Raw genomic sequence first — 18,001 nt, 5'->3', positions numbered from 1 at the left:
TTAATGCGCCGTGATTAATTAAACGCGCTCCGGTTAAAATCAGAGAGGAATAGATCGCAGGTGAAACCACAGGCAAAAAAAAGCGCGGCCTAAGCCGCGCTGATTCATTAATTTTCGAGGCGAATAAGATTAGCCCTCGATTTTCGCCCAGGTGTCGCGCAGGCCGACGGTGCGGTTAAACACCAGATGCTCGGCCGACGAATAGCGACTGTCGGCGCAGAAGTAACCTTCACGCTCGAACTGATAGGCTTTCTCCGGCTGTGCGGCCGCCAGGCTCGGCTCGACGAAGCCGTGCTTGATCACCAGCGATTCCGGGTTGATGGTGGAGAGGAAATCTTCCGCCGCGCCCGGGTTAGGCACGCTGAACAGGCGATCGTACAGGCGAATTTCCGCCGGCAGCGCGTGCGCCGCGGACACCCAATGGATCACGCCCTTCACCTTGCGGCCGTCGGCAGGATCTTTGCTCAACGTTTCCGCATCGTAGCTGCAGAAGATGGTGACGATCTCGCCCGCTTCGTCCTTCTCGACGCGCTCGGCCTTGATCACGTACGCATTGCGCAGACGCACTTCCTTGCCCAGCACCAAGCGCTTGTACTGCTTGTTGGCTTCTTCGCGGAAGTCGGCGCGATCGATATAGATCTCGCGGCTGAACGGCACATCGCGGCTGCCCATTTCCGGCTTGTTCGGATGGTTAGGCATGGTGACCATTTCCACCGCATCGCCCATGTTCTCGATGACGATTTTCACCGGATCCAGCACCGCCATGGCGCGCGGGGCGTTCTCGTTCAGATCGTCGCGGATGCAGGATTCCAGCGCCACCATCTCGACGTTGTTGTCTTGCTTGGTCACGCCGATGCGCAGGCAGAACTCGCGAATCGAGGCGGCGGTATAACCGCGGCGGCGCAGACCGGAGACGGTTGGCATCCGCGGGTCGTCCCAGCCTTCGACGATCTTCTCGGTCACCAACTGGTTCAGCTTGCGCTTCGACATGATGGCGTATTCGAGGTTGAGGCGCGAAAACTCGTACTGACGCGGGTGGCAAGGAATGGTGATGTTATCCAACACCCAGTCATACAGACGGCGGTTATCCTGGAATTCCAGGGTACACAGCGAATGGGTGATCCCTTCCAGCGCATCGGAAATGCAGTGGGTGAAATCGTACATCGGGTAGATGCACCATTTATTGCCGGTCTGGTGGTGTTCGGCGAACTTGATGCGGTACAGCACCGGATCGCGCATCACGATAAACGGCGAAGCCATATCGATCTTGGCGCGCAGGCAGGCGGCGCCTTCGGCGAACTCGCCGTTGCGCATCTTCTCGAACAGCGCCAAGTTCTCTTCCACGCTGCGGTCGCGGTACGGGCTGTCTTTGCCCGGCGCGGTCAGGGTGCCGCGATATTCACGGATCTGCTCCGGCGACAGCTCATCGACGTAGGCCAGCCCCTTGGTGATCAGCTCGACCGCATACTGGTGCAGCTGATCGAAATAGTCTGAGGAGTAACGAACGTTGCCGCTCCACTCAAAGCCCAGCCACTCCACGTCGTGCTTGATTGACTCCACGAACTCGATGTCTTCTTTCACCGGGTTGGTGTCATCGAAACGCAGGTTGCACTGGCCCTGATAGTCCTTGGCGATGCCGAAGTTCAGGCAGATGGACTTGGCGTGGCCGATATGCAGATAGCCGTTAGGCTCCGGCGGGAAGCGGGTATGTACCGACGTGTGTTTCCCCGACGCCAGATCTTCATCGACGATCTGACGGATAAAATTGGTTGGGCGGGCTTCAGCCTCACTCATTTCACTGTTCCTCAATGCAAAGCGCTACACATAACCGCCTATGATCCAACAAGCCACGTCTGGAAACAACCGTTTGTTGCACGAAAAATGCGGCGCGTTGCCCCCTCGGCGCGCAGCGCACCGCCGTGGGGCGAAACGGGATAAAAAAAGCGGGAAGAGATCGCTCTCTTCCCGCCAAATCGGGGCAAACTCCGCCATGATGCGTGGCCGGCCCCCGGTACTACTCAGGTAAAAACGGCCTTACTTTTGGATCTCGTACAGCTTGGTCTGACCGGCGACCACCGAGCCGCTGGCCAGCGCCGCCAGGCCGGCGTAGTCGTCAGAGTTGCTGACCACCACCGGGCTTATCATCGAACGCGCGTTGGCGTTGAGATAATCCAGATCCAGTTCCAGGATCGGTTGGCCGGCTTTCACTTCCGCGCCCTCTTCCACCAGGCGTTTGAAGCCCTGGCCTTCCAGCGCGACGGTGTCGATCCCCATGTGCACCACGATCTCGGCGCCCTTGTCGGTTTCCAGGCAGAACGCGTGGTTGGTATTGAAGATTTTCACCACGGTGCCGTCCGCCGGCGCCACGACGATGTTGTCGGTCGGGCGAATCGCCAGGCCGTCGCCTACCGCCTTGCTGGCGAAAGCTTCGTCCGGCACCTGATCGAGCGCCACGACTTCACCGGTCACCGGCGCTACCAGCGTTTCAAACGCGGCTTTCGGCGCGTTCGGCACCGCCTGCGGTTTGGCTTCCGCGGCAGGGGCCGCCGCCGGGGCCGCCGCTGCCGCTACCGGGCCGGCTGCAATCACGTTGCGCATTGCGCTGGCGATAAGTTCAGCACGGGTGCCGACGATCACTTGCACGCTCTGCTTGTTCAGGCGGATAACGCCGGATGCGCCGAGGCGTTTCGCCAAGGCGTCGTTCACCAGCGCGGAGTCTTTCACGTTCAGACGCAGGCGGGTGATGCAGGCATCGATGCCGGTCAGGTTGTCGGAACCGCCGATCGCGCCGACGTAGCGACGGGCCAGCGTGGTAGTTTCGTTCTCGTCTTTACCGCCGTTGCTGTTGACGTTGACGTCGTAACCGTCGGTTTCGTCACCGGCAACCGCCAGCTCGCGGCCCGGGGTCATCAGGTTGAACTTGTTGATGGTGAAGCGGAACACCACGTAGTAGATAACGAAGAACACCAGGCCCTGCGGGATCAGCATGTACCAGTGGGTCGCCAGCGGGTTGCGCACCCACAGCATCATATCCACCAGGCCGGCGCTGAAGCCGAAGCCTGAAATCCAATGCATGTTAGCGGCGATGAACACCGAGATACCGGTCAACACGGCGTGGATCACGTACAGCACCGGTGCCACGAACATGAAGGAGAATTCCAGCGGTTCAGTGATACCGGTAAAGAAGGCGGCGAATGCCCCCGCCATCATGATCCCCAGCACTTTCGCCTTATTCTCAGGGCGTGCGCAGTGATAGATAGCCAGCGCCGCGCCCGGCAGACCGAACATCATGATCGGGAAGAAGCCCGCCTGATAACGGCCGGTGATGCCGACGACCGCTTTACCCGCGTCGATCGACTGCTGGCCGCCGAGGAAGTTAGGGATATCGTTGATGCCGGCCACGTCGAACCAGAACACCGAGTTCAACGCGTGGTGCAGGCCGACCGGGATCAGCAGGCGGTTGAAGAAGGCATAGATGCCCGCGCCGACCGAGCCCAATTTCTGGATGTGTTCGCCGAAGCTCACCAGAGCGCCGAACACCACTGGCCAGACGAACATCAGGATGTAAGCGACCAGGATCATCAGGAAGGAAATGAGGATCGGCACCAGGCGGCGGCCGCTGAAGAACGACAGCGCCTTAGGCAGCTCGACGCCGCTGAAGCGGTTGTACACTTCGGCGGAGATGATACCCACCAGAATACCGACGAACTGGTTTTCAATCTTGCCGAACGCGGCAGGCACCTGATCGAGAGGGATCTTCTGAATCATCGACACGGCGGCCGGTGAACAGAGGGTGGTCAACACCAGAAAACCGACGAAGCCGGTCAGTGCGGCAGAGCCGTCCTTGTCTTTGGACATGCCGTAGGCGACACCTACGGCGAACAACACGGCCATATGATCGATAATCGCAGAGCCGGATTTAATCAATAAAGCGGCGAAAGCGTTGTCGCCGCCCCAACCAACAGGGTCAATCCAGTACCCGACGCCCATCAAGATGGCGGCGGCGGGCAGCGTGGCGACCGGCACCATCAGCGCCCGTCCCACCTTTTGCAAATAACTAAGAATGTTCACCTTTTCCCCCTATGTTGTCCGCGGACGGACCCTATTAGTAGTTTATTTGGAGCTCTCACTACCTTTTTAGAAACAACGCATGGCACGTATCACTCATGCCGAGTGTAAAAAATTTATTTTGTATCGCAAATTAAAACCTCCCTTTTTGTGATAAATATCACCAAAAAGTAGTCTTTCCCTCCCGGATTGCTGGCCATCACACAAAACTTATTTTATCATTCAAAAAATCAACCGGACGGACGATTCACGCGAGAATCATAAAGCTGGGTTACGCTTAGGACTCCCGCAGGCCCGTACAGTATAGCTTTAGTTTACTTATCCCAAGAGGTGTTAGATGAGACTTATCCCACTGAAAGATACCGCACAAGTCGGCAAATGGGCCGCGCGTCATATCGTTCAACGCATCAACGCATTCAAGCCAACCGCAGAGCGCCCGTTTGTCCTCGGCCTGCCTACCGGCGGCACGCCGCTGGAAGCCTACAAACATCTGATTGCGATGCACAAAGCAGGTGAAGTAAGCTTTAAGCATGTTGTGACTTTCAACATGGACGAGTACGTTGGCCTGCCGCAGGAACACCCGGAAAGCTACCACACCTTCATGTACCGCAACTTCTTTGATCACGTTGATATCCCTAGTGAAAATATCAACCTGCTGAACGGCAACGCCGCGGATGTCGACGCCGAGTGCCGCCAGTACGAAGAGAAGATCAAGTCTTACGGCAAAATTAACCTGTTCATGGGCGGCGTGGGCATCGACGGCCATATCGCGTTCAATGAGCCGGCTTCGTCCCTGGCTTCGCGCACCCGCATCAAAACGCTGACCGAAGACACCCGCATCGCCAACTCGCGCTTCTTCGGCGGCGACGTCAGCCTGGTGCCGAAATATGCGCTGACCGTCGGCGTGGGTACGCTGCTGGACGCGGAAGAAGTAATGATCCTGGTGACCGGCCACGCCAAGGCGCAGGCGCTGGAGGCCGCGGTGGAAGGCAACATCAACCACATGTGGACCATCAGCTGCCTGCAGCTACACGCCAAAGCGGTGGTGGTGTGCGACGAGCCGGCCACCATGGAACTGAAAGTCAAAACCGTCAAATATTTCCGCGAGTTAGAAGCGGAAAGCGTGAAAAGTCTTTAATCTTTGCAGGGGGCTACGATGTTCGCTTTAACCCACGGCCGAATCTATACCGGCCACGACGTACTTGATGACCATGCAGTCATTATCGCTGATGGGCTGATCGAGAGAGTCTGCCCGGCGGCTGAATTGCCCGCCGGCATCGAAACGCGCGACCTGGGTGGCGCCATCCTGGCCCCCGGGCTTATCGACGTGCAGCTGAACGGCTGCGGCGGCGTACAGTTCAACGATTCGCTGGAAGCGATTTCGGAAGAAACGCTGGAGATCATGCAGCGCGCCAACGAGAAATCCGGCTGCACCAGCTATCTGCCGACGCTGATCACCAGCAGCGACGAATTCATGAAGCACAGCGTCGAGGTGATGCGCGCCTATCTGACAAAGCACCAAAACCAGGCGCTGGGCCTGCACCTGGAAGGGCCGTACCTCAGCCCGGTGAAAAAAGGCACCCATAACCCGGCGTTCATTCGCAAGCCAACGCAGGACATGATCGATTACCTGTGCGCCAACGCCGACGTGATCACCAAGGTGACGCTGGCGCCGGAGATGGTTGAGCCGCACGTTATCAAGCAGCTGACCGAGGCCGGCATCGTGGTCTCCGCCGGCCACTCGAACGCCACCTACGATCAGGCTCGCACCGGCTTCGCCGCCGGCATCAGCTTCGCCACCCACCTGTACAACGCCATGCCGTATATCACCGGCCGCGAACCGGGGCTGATGGGAGCGATCTTCGACACGCCGGAGGTCTATACCGGCATCATCGCCGACGGCCATCACGTGGCCTGGTCGAGTATCCGTAACGCCAAACGCCTGAAAGGTGATAAATTGGTATTGGTCACCGACGCGACCGCACCGGCAGGTGCAGATATTGACCAATTTATTTTCGCCGGTAAAACAATATACTATCGGGATGGGCTGTGCGTGGATGAGAACGGCACCCTGAGCGGTTCCGCGCTGACCATGATCGAAGCGGTGCAAAACAGCGTCGAGCATATCGGCATCGCGCTGGACGAAGCGCTGCGCATGGCGACGCTGTACCCGGCGCGCGCCATCGGCGTCGAGCACCGTCTGGGCACCATCGAAGCCGGCAAGGTGGCTAACCTGACCGCCTTCACCCGTGATTTTAAAATCACCAAAACGCTCGTTAACGGTAACGAGGTTTAATTCAATGAACAGCGAGTAACATTATTGATGAGCACCGGCGGACAAGCACAAATAGGGAACGTTGACTTAGTCAAACAACTTAACGGCGCGGCAGTTTACCGCCTGATCGACCAGCAGGGCCCGATCTCGCGCATTCAAATTGCCGAACTCAGCCAGCTTGCCCCCGCCAGCGTCACCAAAATTACTCGCCAGCTGCTGGAGCGCGGGCTGATCAAAGAAGTCGATCAGCAAGCCTCCACCGGCGGCCGCCGCGCGATCTCCATCGTGTCGGAAACCCGTCATTTCCATACCGTCGCGGTGCGTCTCGGCCGCCACGACGCCACCATCACCCTGTATGACATGAGCGGCAAATCGCTCGGCGAAGAACACTATCCGCTGCCGGAACGCACCCAGGAAACGCTGGAGAATGCGCTGTTCGCCGCCATCGCCCAATTCATCGAAGCGAATCAGCGCCGCCTGCGCGAGCTGATCGCCATCGCGGTGATCTTGCCCGGCCTGGTGGATCCGGCGCTGGGCGTGGTGCGCTACATGCCGCACATCAGCGTCAGCAACTGGGCGCTGGTGGACAACCTGCAGCAACGTTTCAACGTCACCAGCTTCGTCGGCCACGACATCCGCAGCCTGGCGCTGGCGGAGCACTACTTCGGTGCCACCCGCGACTGCGAAGACTCGATTCTGGTGCGCCTGCACCGCGGCACCGGCGCCGGCATCATCGTCAACGGGCAGATTTTTCTCGGCAACAACGGCAACGTCGGTGAGATCGGCCATATCCAGATCGATCCGCTCGGCGAACGCTGCCACTGCGGCAACTTCGGCTGCCTGGAAACGGTGGCCGCCAACGCGGCGATCGAACAGCGCGTGCGCCAGCTGCTGAGCCAGGGCTACCCGAGCAAACTGACGCTGGAAGACTGCGGCATCAACGCCATCTGCAAGGCCGCCAACCGCGGCGATCTGCTGGCCAGCGAAGTGATCGAACACGTCGGCCGCTATCTGGGCAAGGCGGTGGCCATCGCCATCAACCTGTTCAATCCGCAGAAGGTGGTGATCGCCGGTGAGATCACCGAAGCGGACAAAGTGCTGCTGCCGGCGATCCAGAGCTGCATCAATACCCAGGTGCTGAAGGACTTCCGCAAGAATCTGCCGGTGGTGACCTCCGAACTCAATCATCGCTCGGCGATCGGCGCTTTCGCCCTGGCCAAACGCGCGATGCTCAACGGCGTGCTCTTGCAGCGATTGCTGGAAAGCTGATCCGCCGCTTCTGGCAGGTGTGTTATCGTCACCCCTTGCCTGCCGTAATCATGAGAAACAGCGACAAATGAAAATCAAAAACGTTATATGCGATATCGACGGCGTGCTGCTGCATGACAATACGCCGGTGCCCGGCGCCGATCTGTTCCTGGCGCGCATCCAGGAACAAGGCATGCCGCTGGTGGTGCTGACCAACTACCCGTCACAGACCGCGCAGGATCTGGCGAACCGCTTCGCCGCCGCCGGGCTGGAAGTGCCGGAGAGCGCGTTCTATACCTCGGCGATGGCCACCGCCGATTTCCTGCGCCGCCAGGAAGGCAAAAAAGCCTACGTGGTCGGCGAAGGCGCGCTGATCCATGAGCTGTACAAAGCCGGTTTCACCATCACCGACATCAACCCGGATTTCGTGATCGTCGGGGAAACCCGCTCTTACAACTGGGACATGATGCACAAGGCCGCCTACTTCGTCAGTAACGGCGCGCGCTTTATCGCCACCAACCCGGATAGCCACGGCCACGGCTTCTCGCCGGCCTGCGGCGCGCTGTGCGCCCCCATCGAGAAGATCACCGGCCGCAAGCCGTTTTACGTTGGCAAGCCCAGCCCGTGGATCATTCGCGCCGCATTGAACAAAATGCAGGCGCACTCGGAAGAGACGGTGATCGTCGGCGACAACCTGCGCACCGACATTCTGGCGGGCTTCCAGGCCGGCCTGGAAACCGTGCTGGTGCTGTCCGGCGTCTCCACGCTGAGCGACATCGAAACCATGCCGTTCCGCCCGAGCTACGTCTACCCTTCCGTTGCCGATATCACTATTTTCTGATGCATTTATGGCGGCTGCCCGGCCGCCATTATTTCCCTCTTCCTGACCCCAGTTTGAATTTAATTCGTTCATGGCCGCAAAAGGTTTCAGCCTGCCCGCGCTAAAAACCCTCATTATAACCTTACGCCCCGCCAATAGCTGATATTGCCGGCAGGCGAAAATCCCTTACCCTAATTAATGAGGCTACCATGAGCACAAATAACATTATTAATGCCGCCGATGACGCAGCCATTATGCCGACTATCGCCAATAAAAAAATCCTGATGGGGTTCTGGCACAACTGGGCCGCCGGCGCCAGTGACGGTTATCAACAAGGCCAGTTCGCCAATATGAACCTGACCGACATTCCCGCCGAATATAACGTGGTGGCCGTCGCCTTTATGAAAGGCCAGGGCATCCCGACCTTCAAGCCTTACAACCTGTCCGACGCCGAGTTCCGCCGCCAGGTGGGCGTGCTGAACAGCCAGGGCCGCGCGGTGCTGATCTCCCTCGGCGGCGCAGACGCGCACATCGAACTGAAAACCGGCGACGAAGACCGGCTGAAAGATGAGATTATTCGCCTGGTGGAAGTCTACGGCTTCGACGGCCTGGATATCGATCTGGAACAGGCGGCGATCGGCGCCGCCAATAATAAAACCGTCTTGCCTGCGGCGCTGAAAAAAGTAAAAGACCATTACGCCGCGCAGGGGAAAAACTTTATTATCAGCATGGCGCCGGAATTCCCTTATCTGCAGGCTAACGGCAGCTATGGCGATTATATTAATGCGTTAGATGGCTATTATGACTTTATCGCGCCGCAATATTATAACCAGGGTGGCGACGGCATCTGGGTTCCCGAGGCCAATAACGGTGCCGGTGCCTGGATTGCCCAAAACAACGACGCCATGAAAGAAGACTTCCTCTATTACCTGACGGAAAGTCTGGTCACCGGCACCCGCGGATTTATCCGAATTCCAGCCAGTAAATTCGTTATCGGCCTGCCGAGCAACAACGATGCCGCCGCCACCGGCTACGTGATCGACAAACAGGCGGTGTATAACGCCTTCTCGCGTCTCGACGCCAAAAACCTGTCGATCAAGGGCCTGATGACCTGGTCAATCAACTGGGACAACGGCAAGAGCAAAGCCGGCGTGGCCTACAGCTGGGAGTTCAAAACCCGCTACGCGCCGCTGATTCAGGGCGGAGTCACCCCGCCGCCGGGAAAGCCTAATGCGCCGACGGCGCTGACGGTCTCCGAGTTGGGCGCCACCTCGCTGAAGCTGAGCTGGGCCGCCGCCACCGGCGCCTTACCGATCGCCAGTTACACCGTTTACCGCAACGGCAACCCGATCGGCCAGACTGCCGGCCTGTCGTTGGCCGACAACGGCCTGGCTCCGGCCACTCAGTACAGCTACTTCGTTACCGCAACCGACAGCCAGGGCAATACCTCGCTGCCGAGCAGCGCGCTGGCGGTCAAAACCGCCAACGACGGCACGCCGCCCGATCCGAGCGCGCCCGAGTGGCAGAACAACCACAGCTACCAAGCCGGCGACGTGGTGAGTTATAAAGGCAAGAAATACACCTGTATTCAGGCGCACACCTCCAACGCCGCCTGGACGCCGGACGCCGCCTTCACCCTGTGGCAGCTCATCGCCTAATCGCTAATCGATTGCCGGTCAAACCGGCCGGCAATCCCGTCATTACGCTAAAAATTGCATAATCGCTAATTTTCCCCGCCGATAACTGAAAATCCGTCAAAAATCGCGCCCAGGCAAACAACTATTTCTCAGCGTATGGCTAAAACGCTTGCATCTCATGCAGCTTTAGGCGCATTTTCATAACCACAGCGCAGCAAAACCGCGTTATCGCTGATGAATCGGCAATGCTGCCCATAACAGTAAAAAACAACATCACAGTCATAAAAGCCCGTTAGGAGAGTTGTATGTGTTCTATTTTCGGTGTGCTCGATCTGAAGTCCGATCCCGTTGAACTGCGTAAGAAAGCGCTGGAGCTGTCGCGCCTGATGCGCCATCGCGGCCCGGATTGGTCCGGCGTTTACGCCAGCGACAAAGCCATTTTGGCCCACGAACGCCTGTCGATCGTCGACGTCAACAACGGCGCTCAACCGCTGTACAACGCTGCGCACACCCACGTTTTGGCGGTCAACGGCGAAATTTACAACCATCAGGCGCTGCGCCAACAGCTGAGCGACCGCTACGCGTTCCAGACCGGTTCCGACTGTGAAGTGATCCTGGCGCTGTATCAGGAGAAAGGCCCGGACTTCCTCGACGATCTGCAAGGCATGTTCGCCTTCGCCCTGTACGACACCGAAAAAGACGCCTACCTGATCGGCCGCGATCATCTGGGCATCATCCCGCTGTACATGGGCCACGACGAGCACGGCAACCTGTACGTCGCCTCGGAAATGAAAGCGCTGGTGCCGGTGTGCCGCACCATCAAGGAATTCCCGGCCGGCAGTTACCTGTGGAGCCAGGACGGCGAGATCCGCGAATACTATCGCCGCGACTGGTTCGATTACGACAGCGTCAAAGACAACGTGACCGACGCCACCGCCCTGCGCACCGCGCTGGAAGAGTCGGTGAAAAGCCACCTGATGTCCGACGTGCCTTACGGCGTGCTGCTGTCGGGCGGGCTGGATTCCTCGGTCATCTCGGCGATCACCAAGAAGTACGCCGCGCGCCGCGTGGAAGATCAGGAACGCAGCGAAGCCTGGTGGCCGCAGCTGCACTCCTTCGCCGTCGGCCTGGAAGGCTCGCCGGATCTGCGCGCCGCGCAGGAGGTGGCCAACCATCTGGGCACCGTACACCATGAAATCCACTTCACCGTGCAGGAAGGCCTGGACGCCATCCGCGACGTGATTTACCACATCGAAACCTACGACGTCACCACCATCCGCGCCTCGACGCCGATGTACCTGATGTCGCGCAAAATCAAGGCGATGGGCATCAAGATGGTGCTCTCCGGTGAAGGCGCGGACGAAGTGTTCGGCGGCTACCTCTACTTCCATAAGGCGCCGGACGCCCGCGAATTCCACGAAGAGACCGTGCGCAAGCTGCTGGCGCTGCATATGTTCGACTGCGCGCGCGCCAACAAGGCGATGTCCGCCTGGGGCGTCGAAGCCCGCGTGCCGTTCCTGGACAAGAAATTCCTCGACGTGGCGATGCGCATCAACCCGAAAGATAAAATGTGCGGCAACGGCAAAATGGAAAAACACATCGTCCGCGAATGTTTCGAGTCCTATTTGCCGGCCAGCGTGGCCTGGCGCCAGAAAGAGCAGTTCTCCGACGGCGTCGGCTACAGCTGGATCGACACGCTAAAAGAGGTCGCTGCGCAGCAAATCAGCGATCAACAGCTCGAAACCGCGCGTTTCCGCTTCCCGTACAACACGCCGACTTCGAAAGAAGGCTACCTGTACCGCGAAATCTTCGAGGAGCTGTTCCCGCTGCCGAGCGCCGCCGAATGCGTGCCGGGCGGCCCGTCTGTCGCCTGTTCGTCCGCCAAGGCCATCGAATGGGACGAATCGTTCAAGAAGATGGACGATCCTTCCGGCCGCGCCGTCGGCGTACACCAGGCCGCCTATAAATAATCGCGCGGCGCTTTCCCTCGGGGCGGGCCTTTTGGCCCGCCTTTTTGTTGCCTTTTCCCCCCGCCAACTGCCTGAATTGCCGATTTTATCGCCATAATGTTCACAACCCAGACAAACGGCGCTTCCGGGCACTTTTTCGGGAAAAAACTTGTTGACGCAAATCGGTCATATACGCATAATGCGCCCCGCAACGCCGATGAAGGCAAAGCAAAAAAAGAGGGCTACGTAGCTCAGCTGGTTAGAGCACATCACTCATAATGATGGGGTCACAGGTTCGAATCCCGTCGTAGCCACCATCTCTTTTTTGCATTTGCGGGAGTGGCGAAATTGGTAGACGCACCAGATTTAGGTTCTGGCGCCGCAAGGTGTGCGAGTTCAAGTCTCGCCTCCCGCACCATTTCTCTTCATCGTCGGCGCAGTATGTTGATGGGGTATCGCCAAGCGGTAAGGCACCGGTTTTTGATACCGGCATTCCCTGGTTCGAATCCAGGTACCCCAGCCATATTCTTTCGGGAATGGGGTTTCAACATAAGATTTGTTTGCAGGTGGGGTATCGCCAAGCGGTAAGGCACCGGTTTTTGATACCGGCATTCCCTGGTTCGAATCCAGGTACCCCAGCCATAACAAACTGCTTGCAAATCAAAGAAGTAAAAAGTACCATCGGCTACGTAGCTCAGCTGGTTAGAGCACATCACTCATAATGATGGGGTCACAGGTTCAAATCCCGTCGTAGCCACCATAATTGGGGTGTCGCCAAGCGGTAAGGCTCTGGTTTCTGATACCAGCATACCCAGGTTCGAATCCTGGCACCCCAGCCATATTTAGAAAAGCCCGCTTCGGCGGGCTTTTTGCTTTCCGGCGCTCGGCCAATCCTAACGAGCCCAGCCGCAGCCGAGCCCTGTCGGTTACAATCCCAACGCGTACTTCAACGCATGCTCTTTCAGCTTGCCCGCCCGCTGCGCGGCCATCAGCGCCAGATTGCGCGCCACGTTCAGCGGCGCCAGGTTATTGCTGAAAGCGGTATAGAACAGATCCATGCCGCTCTGCATCAGCAGATTGTCGGTACGGCGGCGGCGCTGATAGCGCAGCAGTACCGCCTCGCTGCTCCAGTCCTCTCCCTGCTCCCGCGCATCGCTTAATACGTTCAGCAAGGCATCCACGTCGCGATACCCCAGATTGACGCCCTGCCCGGCCAGCGGATTGATGGTATGCGCCGCATCACCCAATAGCGCCAGCCCCGGCAACACGTAGCGCTGCGCATGACGCCGCGTCAGCGGGAACGAACCGGCGGCGTGCACCTTAACCGGGCCCAGTCGCGCCGGGAAAGCGGCGGCGATCTCGCGCTCCAGTTGCGCCGGCGGCATCGCCTGCAGCTGGCGAATGCGCTGCGGGCTGTCATACCACACCAGCGACGCCCAACTGTCGTACAGCGGCAGGAAGGCACGCGGCCCGGATGGGAAGAAGCGCTGCCAGGTCACATCCTGCTGCGGCGCGCCGGTATCGACGGTGATCAACATGCACGCCTGACGATACTGCCAGCCGTTGGTGCCGATCGCCGCCAGCTTGCGCACCTGCGAGTTGGCGCCGTCGGCGCCGACAACCAAACGCGTCTGCAGCGTCTCACCGCCGTCCAGCGTCAGTTGCCAGGCATTGTCCGCCCGCTGCAGCGATTGCAGCCTGGCGGGGCACAGCAGCGTCAAATTGGCGCACTGCGCGAACTGCTGCCACAGCGCCAGCTGCAGAATGCGGTTTTCCACCATAAAGCCCAGCTCCGGCAGCCCCAGGGACACCGCGTCGAACGCCACGCGCGACGACGCCCACTCCCAGGTCTCCAGCCGGCGATACGGCGCCGTGCGCATCGCCGTCACGGCCTGCCAGGCGCCGAGCTGTTTCAGCAGCCCCACCGAGGTGCAGCCGATAGCGGAAATGCGCAGATCCGGCGGGCTTTGCGCCTCGAACGCCTGCGGCGCCTGATGTTCCAGCAACGCCACCGACCAGCCCGCCTGCGCCAGCCCCAGGGCCGCCGCCGCGCCGACCATGCCGCCGCCGACCACCACCGCGTCATACCGATTTTGAGATGTCTTCATATTGGCTATGTTTTCTGTGTGAATGCTCGCCATCCCACCCGGTATGGCGTTTTGCGCAGTGTACCGGATTTTCGCTCCGGCTTCAGGTTGCGTGCCATTTTCCCCCGCGCTGGTCACAACGGCGGCAAATGATTACAATACGCGCCCTGCATGTCGCGTAACGCAACTTTCGCTCCGCACTGAGTAATGGCAAGTCAATGACGAAAAAACTACATATCAAAACCTGGGGCTGCCAGATGAATGAGTACGATTCATCGAAAATGGCCGACCTGTTGAACAGCACGCACGGCTTCGAGTGGACCGATAACGCCGAAGAGGCGGACGTGCTGCTGCTGAACACCTGCTCGATCCGTGAAAAGGCGCAGGAGAAAGTTTTCGCCATGCTGGGGCGCTGGCGCTTGCTGAAAGAAAAGAACCCGTCGGTGATCATCGGCGTCGGCGGTTGCGTGGCCTCGCAAGAAGGTGAACTGATCCGCAGCCGCGCGCCCTGCGTTGACGTGGTATTCGGCCCGCAGACCCTGCACCGCCTGCCGGAAATGATCAATCACGTTCAGGGCACCCGCAGCCCGGTGGTCGACATCAGCTTCCCGGAGATCGAAAAGTTCGACCGTCTGCCGGAACCGCGCGCCGAAGGCCCGACCGCATTCGTGTCGATCATGGAAGGCTGCAACAAATACTGCACCTTCTGCGTGGTGCCTTACACCCGCGGCGAGGAAGTGAGCCGCCCGAGCGACGACGTGCTGTTCGAAATCGCCCAACTGGCGGCGCAGGGCGTACGCGAGGTCAACCTGCTCGGCCAAAACGTCAACGCTTACCGCGGCGCCACGCATGACGGCGATATCTGCTCGTTCGCCGAACTGCTGCGCCTGGTGGCGGCCATCGACGGCATCGATCGCATTCGCTTCACCACCAGCCACCCTATCGAGTTCACCGATGATATCATCGCGGTGTATGAAGACACGCCGGAGCTGGTCAGCTTCCTGCATCTGCCGGTGCAGAGCGGTTCGGATCGCATCCTGACCATGATGAAACGCGCGCACACCGCGCTGGAGTACAAGGCGATTATCCGCAAGCTGCGCAAGGCGCGCCCGAACATCCAGCTCAGCTCCGATTTCATCGTCGGTTTCCCGGGCGAAAGCCAGGCCGACTTCGAACAGACCATGAACCTGATCGCCGACGTCAATTTCGACGTCAGCTTCAGCTTCATCTATTCGTCGCGCCCGGGCACCCCGGCGGCGGACATGGTCGACGACGTCAGCGAAGAAGAGAAAAAACAGCGGCTGTATATTCTGCAGGACCGCATCAACCAGCAGGCGCTGCAGTTCAGCCGCCGCATGCTCGGCACCGTCCAGCGCATTCTGGTGGAGGGCACCTCGCGCAAAAGCGTGATGGAGCTGGCCGGGCGCACGGAGTGCAACCGTGTGGTAAACTTCGAGGGCACGCCCGACATGATCGGCCAGTTCGTCGACGTGGAAATTACCGAGGTGCTGACCAACACCCTGCGTGGCGCAGTGGTGCGCACCGAACAGCAGATGGATCTGCGCGTACATGAATCCCCGCAGTCGGTGATCGCCCGTACCCGCAAAGAAAACGCGCTGGGCGTCGGCATTTACCAGCCCTGACGCCGCGGCGGCCGCCTTATCGCCGCCCATTCGCGCTACTCCTTACCGTTTCTCCGCCGGGCGTCCGCGCCCGGTGATTTGCTTTTTTATTTTTTTATTGTTGAAGAGGCGACATAACATGCAACTCCCACACTGCCCGAAGTGCAACTCCGAATACACCTACCAGGACAATGCCCTGTTCATCTGCCCTGAGTGCGCCCACGAGTGGAGCGACAGCGCCCCGGCGGAAGATCAGGACGCGCTGATCGTCAAAGACGCCAACGGCAACCTGCTGGCGGACGGCGACGCGGTCACCGTGATCAAAGACCTGAAGGTCAAAGGCAGCTCCTCGATGCTCAAGATCGGCACCAAGGTGAAAAACATTCGCCTGGTCGAAGGCGATCACAACATCGACTGCAAAATCGATGGCTTCGGCCCGATGAAGCTGAAATCCGAGTTCGTGAAAAAGAATTGATTCCCAGCGGCCTTGTTCTGTGATGACGCGGCGGGCTTTACGCCCCGCCGCGTTTTTTCCTTTTCTTCCCTTGAATTTCGCCGACGGCGCACAGATAGATCAGCGGTAAACTTGCGCCGTTGCGGCGCACCATGAATAATTCAAGAAAGAGAGTATTCAGGCTCGCCCTGAACGCGCGCGTCCCGGACGCGCTATGTGACATCAACCAGGCCCGATGTGACCTAGAGGAATAGTTTGAACGTCGCAACACAAGAAATTTTGTTAGAGCCCGCAGACAACAAGCGTTTGCTCAGCCTGTGCGGCCCGTTTGATGACAACATCAAACAACTCGAGCGCCGATTGGGCATCGAAATCAATCGCCGCGACAACCGTTTCAAGCTGGTCGGCAAAAACCTGTGCGTGGCCGCCGCCGCCGATATCCTGCGCCATCTGTACGTGGATACCGCGCCGATTCGCGGCGTGATCCCGGATATCGATCCGGAGCAAATCCACCTGGCCATCAAAGAGAGCCGGGTGCTGGAACAGGTAGCCGACAGCGTGCCGGATTACGGCAAGGCGGTCACCATCAAAACCAAGCGCGGCATGGTGAAACCGCGCACGCCCAACCAGGCGCAGTACATCGCCAACATTCTCGATCACGACATCACCTTCGGCATCGGCCCGGCGGGCACCGGCAAGACCTACCTGGCGGTCGCCGCCGCGGTAGATGCGCTGGAGCGCCAGGAAATTCGCCGCATTCTGCTGACCCGCCCCGCGGTCGAAGCCGGCGAAAAGCTGGGCTTCCTGCCGGGCGATCTGAGCCAGAAGGTCGATCCCTATCTGCGCCCGCTGTACGACGCCCTGTTCGAAATGCTGGGCTTCGAGCGCGTGGAGAAGCTCATCGAGCGCAACGTGATCGAAGTCGCGCCGCTGGCCTATATGCGCGGCCGCACGCTGAACGACGCCTTTATCATTCTGGATGAGAGCCAGAACACCACCATCGAACAGATGAAGATGTTCCTGACGCGCATCGGCTTCAACTCGAAGGCGGTCATCACCGGCGACGTCACCCAGATCGACCTGCCGCGCAACCAGAAATCCGGCCTGCGCCACGCGGTGGAAGTGCTGTCGGACGTGGAAGAACTGAGCTTCAACTTCTTCCACAGCGAAGACGTGGTGCGCCACCCGGTGGTGGCCCGCGTGGTCATCGCCTATGAGGCCTGGGAAGCGGCCGAGCAGAAACGCAAAGACGCGATTGCCGAACAACGTAAGCGCGAGGCGCTCGCCGCCTCCGAGCAGGAGACACCATGAGCCAGGTGATTTTGGATCTGCAGATTGCCTGTGAAAGCGGCGACGGCCTGCCGGATGAGGCCACCTTCCAGCGCTGGCTGGAAGGCGTGCTGCCGCAATTTCAGGAAGAGGCCGAGGTGACCGTGCGTCTGGTTGACGAAGCGGAAAGCCACGAGCTGAACCTGACCTACCGCGGCAAAGACAAGCCGACCAACGTGCTCTCTTTCCCGTTCGAGGCCCCGCCGGGCATCGAGCTGCCGCTGCTCGGCGATCTGATCATCTGCCGCCAGGTGGTTGAACAGGAAGCGATTGAGCAAGGCAAGGCGCTGGAGGCCCACTGGGCGCATATGGTTGTCCACGGCAGTCTTCATCTGCTAGGGTATGACCACATCGAAGACGATGAAGCCGAAGAAATGGAGTCTTTGGAAACCGAAATCATGCACGGACTGGGCTATCCTGATCCGTACCTGGCGGAAAAAGACCCCGTCTGACGTCAGCCGTTTACCCTACAGCCCCCTGCGGGGCTGTCGCTGACGCCCCTTAACTCTGAC

Annotated in this window: 13 protein-coding genes and 6 tRNA genes; 16 read left to right on the top strand and 3 right to left on the bottom strand. The window is 59.3% G+C overall.

Going from position 1 to position 18,001, the window contains the following annotated elements:
- Positions 1-129 precede the first annotated feature (129 nt).
- Positions 130-1,794 carry a glutamine--tRNA ligase gene (gene glnS, locus ACJ8IM_RS05375; protein ID WP_033655303.1) on the bottom strand — a complete coding sequence of 555 codons (1,665 nt, stop codon included), beginning with the start codon at positions 1,792-1,794 and terminating at the stop codon, positions 130-132.
- Positions 1,795-2,034: 240 nt separating this feature from the next.
- Positions 2,035-4,071, bottom strand: a complete 2,037-nt coding sequence (nagE, locus tag ACJ8IM_RS05370) for an N-acetylglucosamine-specific PTS transporter subunit IIBC (protein WP_033655302.1) — start codon at positions 4,069-4,071, stop codon at positions 2,035-2,037.
- A gap of 334 nt (positions 4,072-4,405) precedes the next feature.
- Between nagE and nagB the strand changes: the two genes are divergently transcribed.
- The 12 genes from nagB to ACJ8IM_RS05310 all read left to right on the top strand — a co-directional run bounded on the left by nagB (position 4,406) and on the right by ACJ8IM_RS05310 (position 12,836).
- Positions 4,406-5,206, top strand: a complete 801-nt coding sequence (gene nagB / locus ACJ8IM_RS05365; protein ID WP_033655301.1) for a glucosamine-6-phosphate deaminase — start codon at positions 4,406-4,408, stop codon at positions 5,204-5,206.
- Positions 5,207-5,224: 18 nt separating this feature from the next.
- The gene (nagA, locus tag ACJ8IM_RS05360) at positions 5,225-6,364 is read left to right on the top strand and encodes an N-acetylglucosamine-6-phosphate deacetylase (protein ID WP_033655300.1); all 1,140 of its coding nucleotides are present in this window, start codon (positions 5,225-5,227) and stop codon (positions 6,362-6,364) included.
- A gap of 27 nt (positions 6,365-6,391) precedes the next feature.
- Positions 6,392-7,612, top strand: a complete 1,221-nt coding sequence (gene nagC / locus ACJ8IM_RS05355; RefSeq protein WP_033637448.1) for a DNA-binding transcriptional regulator NagC — start codon at positions 6,392-6,394, stop codon at positions 7,610-7,612.
- 67 nt (positions 7,613-7,679) lie between these two features.
- Positions 7,680-8,432, top strand: coding sequence for an HAD-IIA family hydrolase (locus ACJ8IM_RS05350; RefSeq protein ID WP_004939957.1), 753 nt, complete (start codon positions 7,680-7,682; stop codon positions 8,430-8,432).
- A gap of 188 nt (positions 8,433-8,620) precedes the next feature.
- Entirely contained in the window at positions 8,621-10,069 is a 1,449-nt protein-coding gene (locus ACJ8IM_RS05345; protein ID WP_033655299.1) for a carbohydrate-binding protein, read from the top strand.
- 284 nt (positions 10,070-10,353) lie between these two features.
- The gene (gene asnB / locus ACJ8IM_RS05340; RefSeq protein ID WP_033637446.1) at positions 10,354-12,018 is read left to right on the top strand and encodes an asparagine synthase B; all 1,665 of its coding nucleotides are present in this window, start codon (positions 10,354-10,356) and stop codon (positions 12,016-12,018) included.
- Positions 12,019-12,237: 219 nt separating this feature from the next.
- Positions 12,238-12,314, top strand: a tRNA-Met gene (locus tag ACJ8IM_RS05335).
- A gap of 16 nt (positions 12,315-12,330) precedes the next feature.
- A tRNA-Leu gene (locus ACJ8IM_RS05330) sits at positions 12,331-12,415 on the top strand.
- A 30-nt stretch (positions 12,416-12,445) separates the two neighbouring features.
- Positions 12,446-12,520 (top strand) — tRNA-Gln (locus tag ACJ8IM_RS05325).
- A 44-nt stretch (positions 12,521-12,564) separates the two neighbouring features.
- Positions 12,565-12,639, top strand: a tRNA-Gln gene (locus ACJ8IM_RS05320).
- Positions 12,640-12,680: 41 nt separating this feature from the next.
- Positions 12,681-12,757: transfer RNA gene (locus ACJ8IM_RS05315), tRNA-Met, on the top strand.
- A gap of 4 nt (positions 12,758-12,761) precedes the next feature.
- A tRNA-Gln gene (locus tag ACJ8IM_RS05310) sits at positions 12,762-12,836 on the top strand.
- An 87-nt stretch (positions 12,837-12,923) separates the two neighbouring features.
- Here the strand turns inward: ACJ8IM_RS05310 and ubiF are convergent.
- Complete coding sequence (gene ubiF, locus ACJ8IM_RS05305) at positions 12,924-14,105, bottom strand: 3-demethoxyubiquinol 3-hydroxylase (protein WP_033647192.1); 1,182 nt, start codon at positions 14,103-14,105, stop codon at positions 12,924-12,926.
- A 197-nt stretch (positions 14,106-14,302) separates the two neighbouring features.
- Here ubiF and miaB point away from each other — a divergent pair, with 197 nt between their 5' ends.
- The 4 genes from miaB to ybeY all read left to right on the top strand — a co-directional run bounded on the left by miaB (position 14,303) and on the right by ybeY (position 17,941).
- Positions 14,303-15,727 (top strand): tRNA (N6-isopentenyl adenosine(37)-C2)-methylthiotransferase MiaB, encoded by a 1,425-nt coding sequence (miaB, locus tag ACJ8IM_RS05300; protein ID WP_004939964.1) that lies wholly within the window; start codon positions 14,303-14,305, stop codon positions 15,725-15,727.
- A 118-nt stretch (positions 15,728-15,845) separates the two neighbouring features.
- On the top strand, positions 15,846-16,181 hold the full coding sequence (locus ACJ8IM_RS05295; protein WP_004939967.1) for a zinc ribbon domain-containing protein YjdM: 336 nt from the start codon (positions 15,846-15,848) through the stop codon (positions 16,179-16,181).
- A gap of 234 nt (positions 16,182-16,415) precedes the next feature.
- Positions 16,416-17,471, top strand: coding sequence for a PhoH family protein (locus ACJ8IM_RS05290; protein WP_033637443.1), 1,056 nt, complete (start codon positions 16,416-16,418; stop codon positions 17,469-17,471).
- Positions 17,468-17,941: an rRNA maturation RNase YbeY gene (ybeY, locus tag ACJ8IM_RS05285; RefSeq protein ID WP_033637441.1), complete on the top strand. Its 474-nt coding sequence runs from the start codon at positions 17,468-17,470 to the stop codon at positions 17,939-17,941. Before ACJ8IM_RS05290 ends, ybeY begins: the two co-directional genes overlap by 4 nt.
- Positions 17,942-18,001 lie beyond the last annotated feature (60 nt).

Source organism: Serratia sp. CY33525 (assembly GCF_052169115.1).
Lineage (GTDB): Bacteria > Pseudomonadota > Gammaproteobacteria > Enterobacterales > Enterobacteriaceae > Serratia > Serratia sarumanii.
This window is presented reverse-complemented; position numbering and strand designations above follow the sequence as displayed.

Coding starts and splice junctions, on each gene's coding strand:
- ACJ8IM_RS05345 (WP_033655299.1), top strand. CDS start 8,621: ATGAGCACAAATAACATTATTAATGCCGCCGATGACGCAGCCATTATG.
- nagA (WP_033655300.1), top strand. CDS start 5,225: ATGTTCGCTTTAACCCACGGCCGAATCTATACCGGCCACGACGTACTT.
- asnB (WP_033637446.1), top strand. CDS start 10,354: ATGTGTTCTATTTTCGGTGTGCTCGATCTGAAGTCCGATCCCGTTGAA.
- ubiF (WP_033647192.1), bottom strand. CDS start 14,105: ATGAAGACATCTCAAAATCGGTATGACGCGGTGGTGGTCGGCGGCGGC.
- nagB (WP_033655301.1), top strand. CDS start 4,406: ATGAGACTTATCCCACTGAAAGATACCGCACAAGTCGGCAAATGGGCC.
- ACJ8IM_RS05295 (WP_004939967.1), top strand. CDS start 15,846: ATGCAACTCCCACACTGCCCGAAGTGCAACTCCGAATACACCTACCAG.
- ybeY (WP_033637441.1), top strand. CDS start 17,468: ATGAGCCAGGTGATTTTGGATCTGCAGATTGCCTGTGAAAGCGGCGAC.
- miaB (WP_004939964.1), top strand. CDS start 14,303: ATGACGAAAAAACTACATATCAAAACCTGGGGCTGCCAGATGAATGAG.
- glnS (WP_033655303.1), bottom strand. CDS start 1,794: ATGAGTGAGGCTGAAGCCCGCCCAACCAATTTTATCCGTCAGATCGTC.
- ACJ8IM_RS05350 (WP_004939957.1), top strand. CDS start 7,680: ATGAAAATCAAAAACGTTATATGCGATATCGACGGCGTGCTGCTGCAT.
- nagC (WP_033637448.1), top strand. CDS start 6,392: ATGAGCACCGGCGGACAAGCACAAATAGGGAACGTTGACTTAGTCAAA.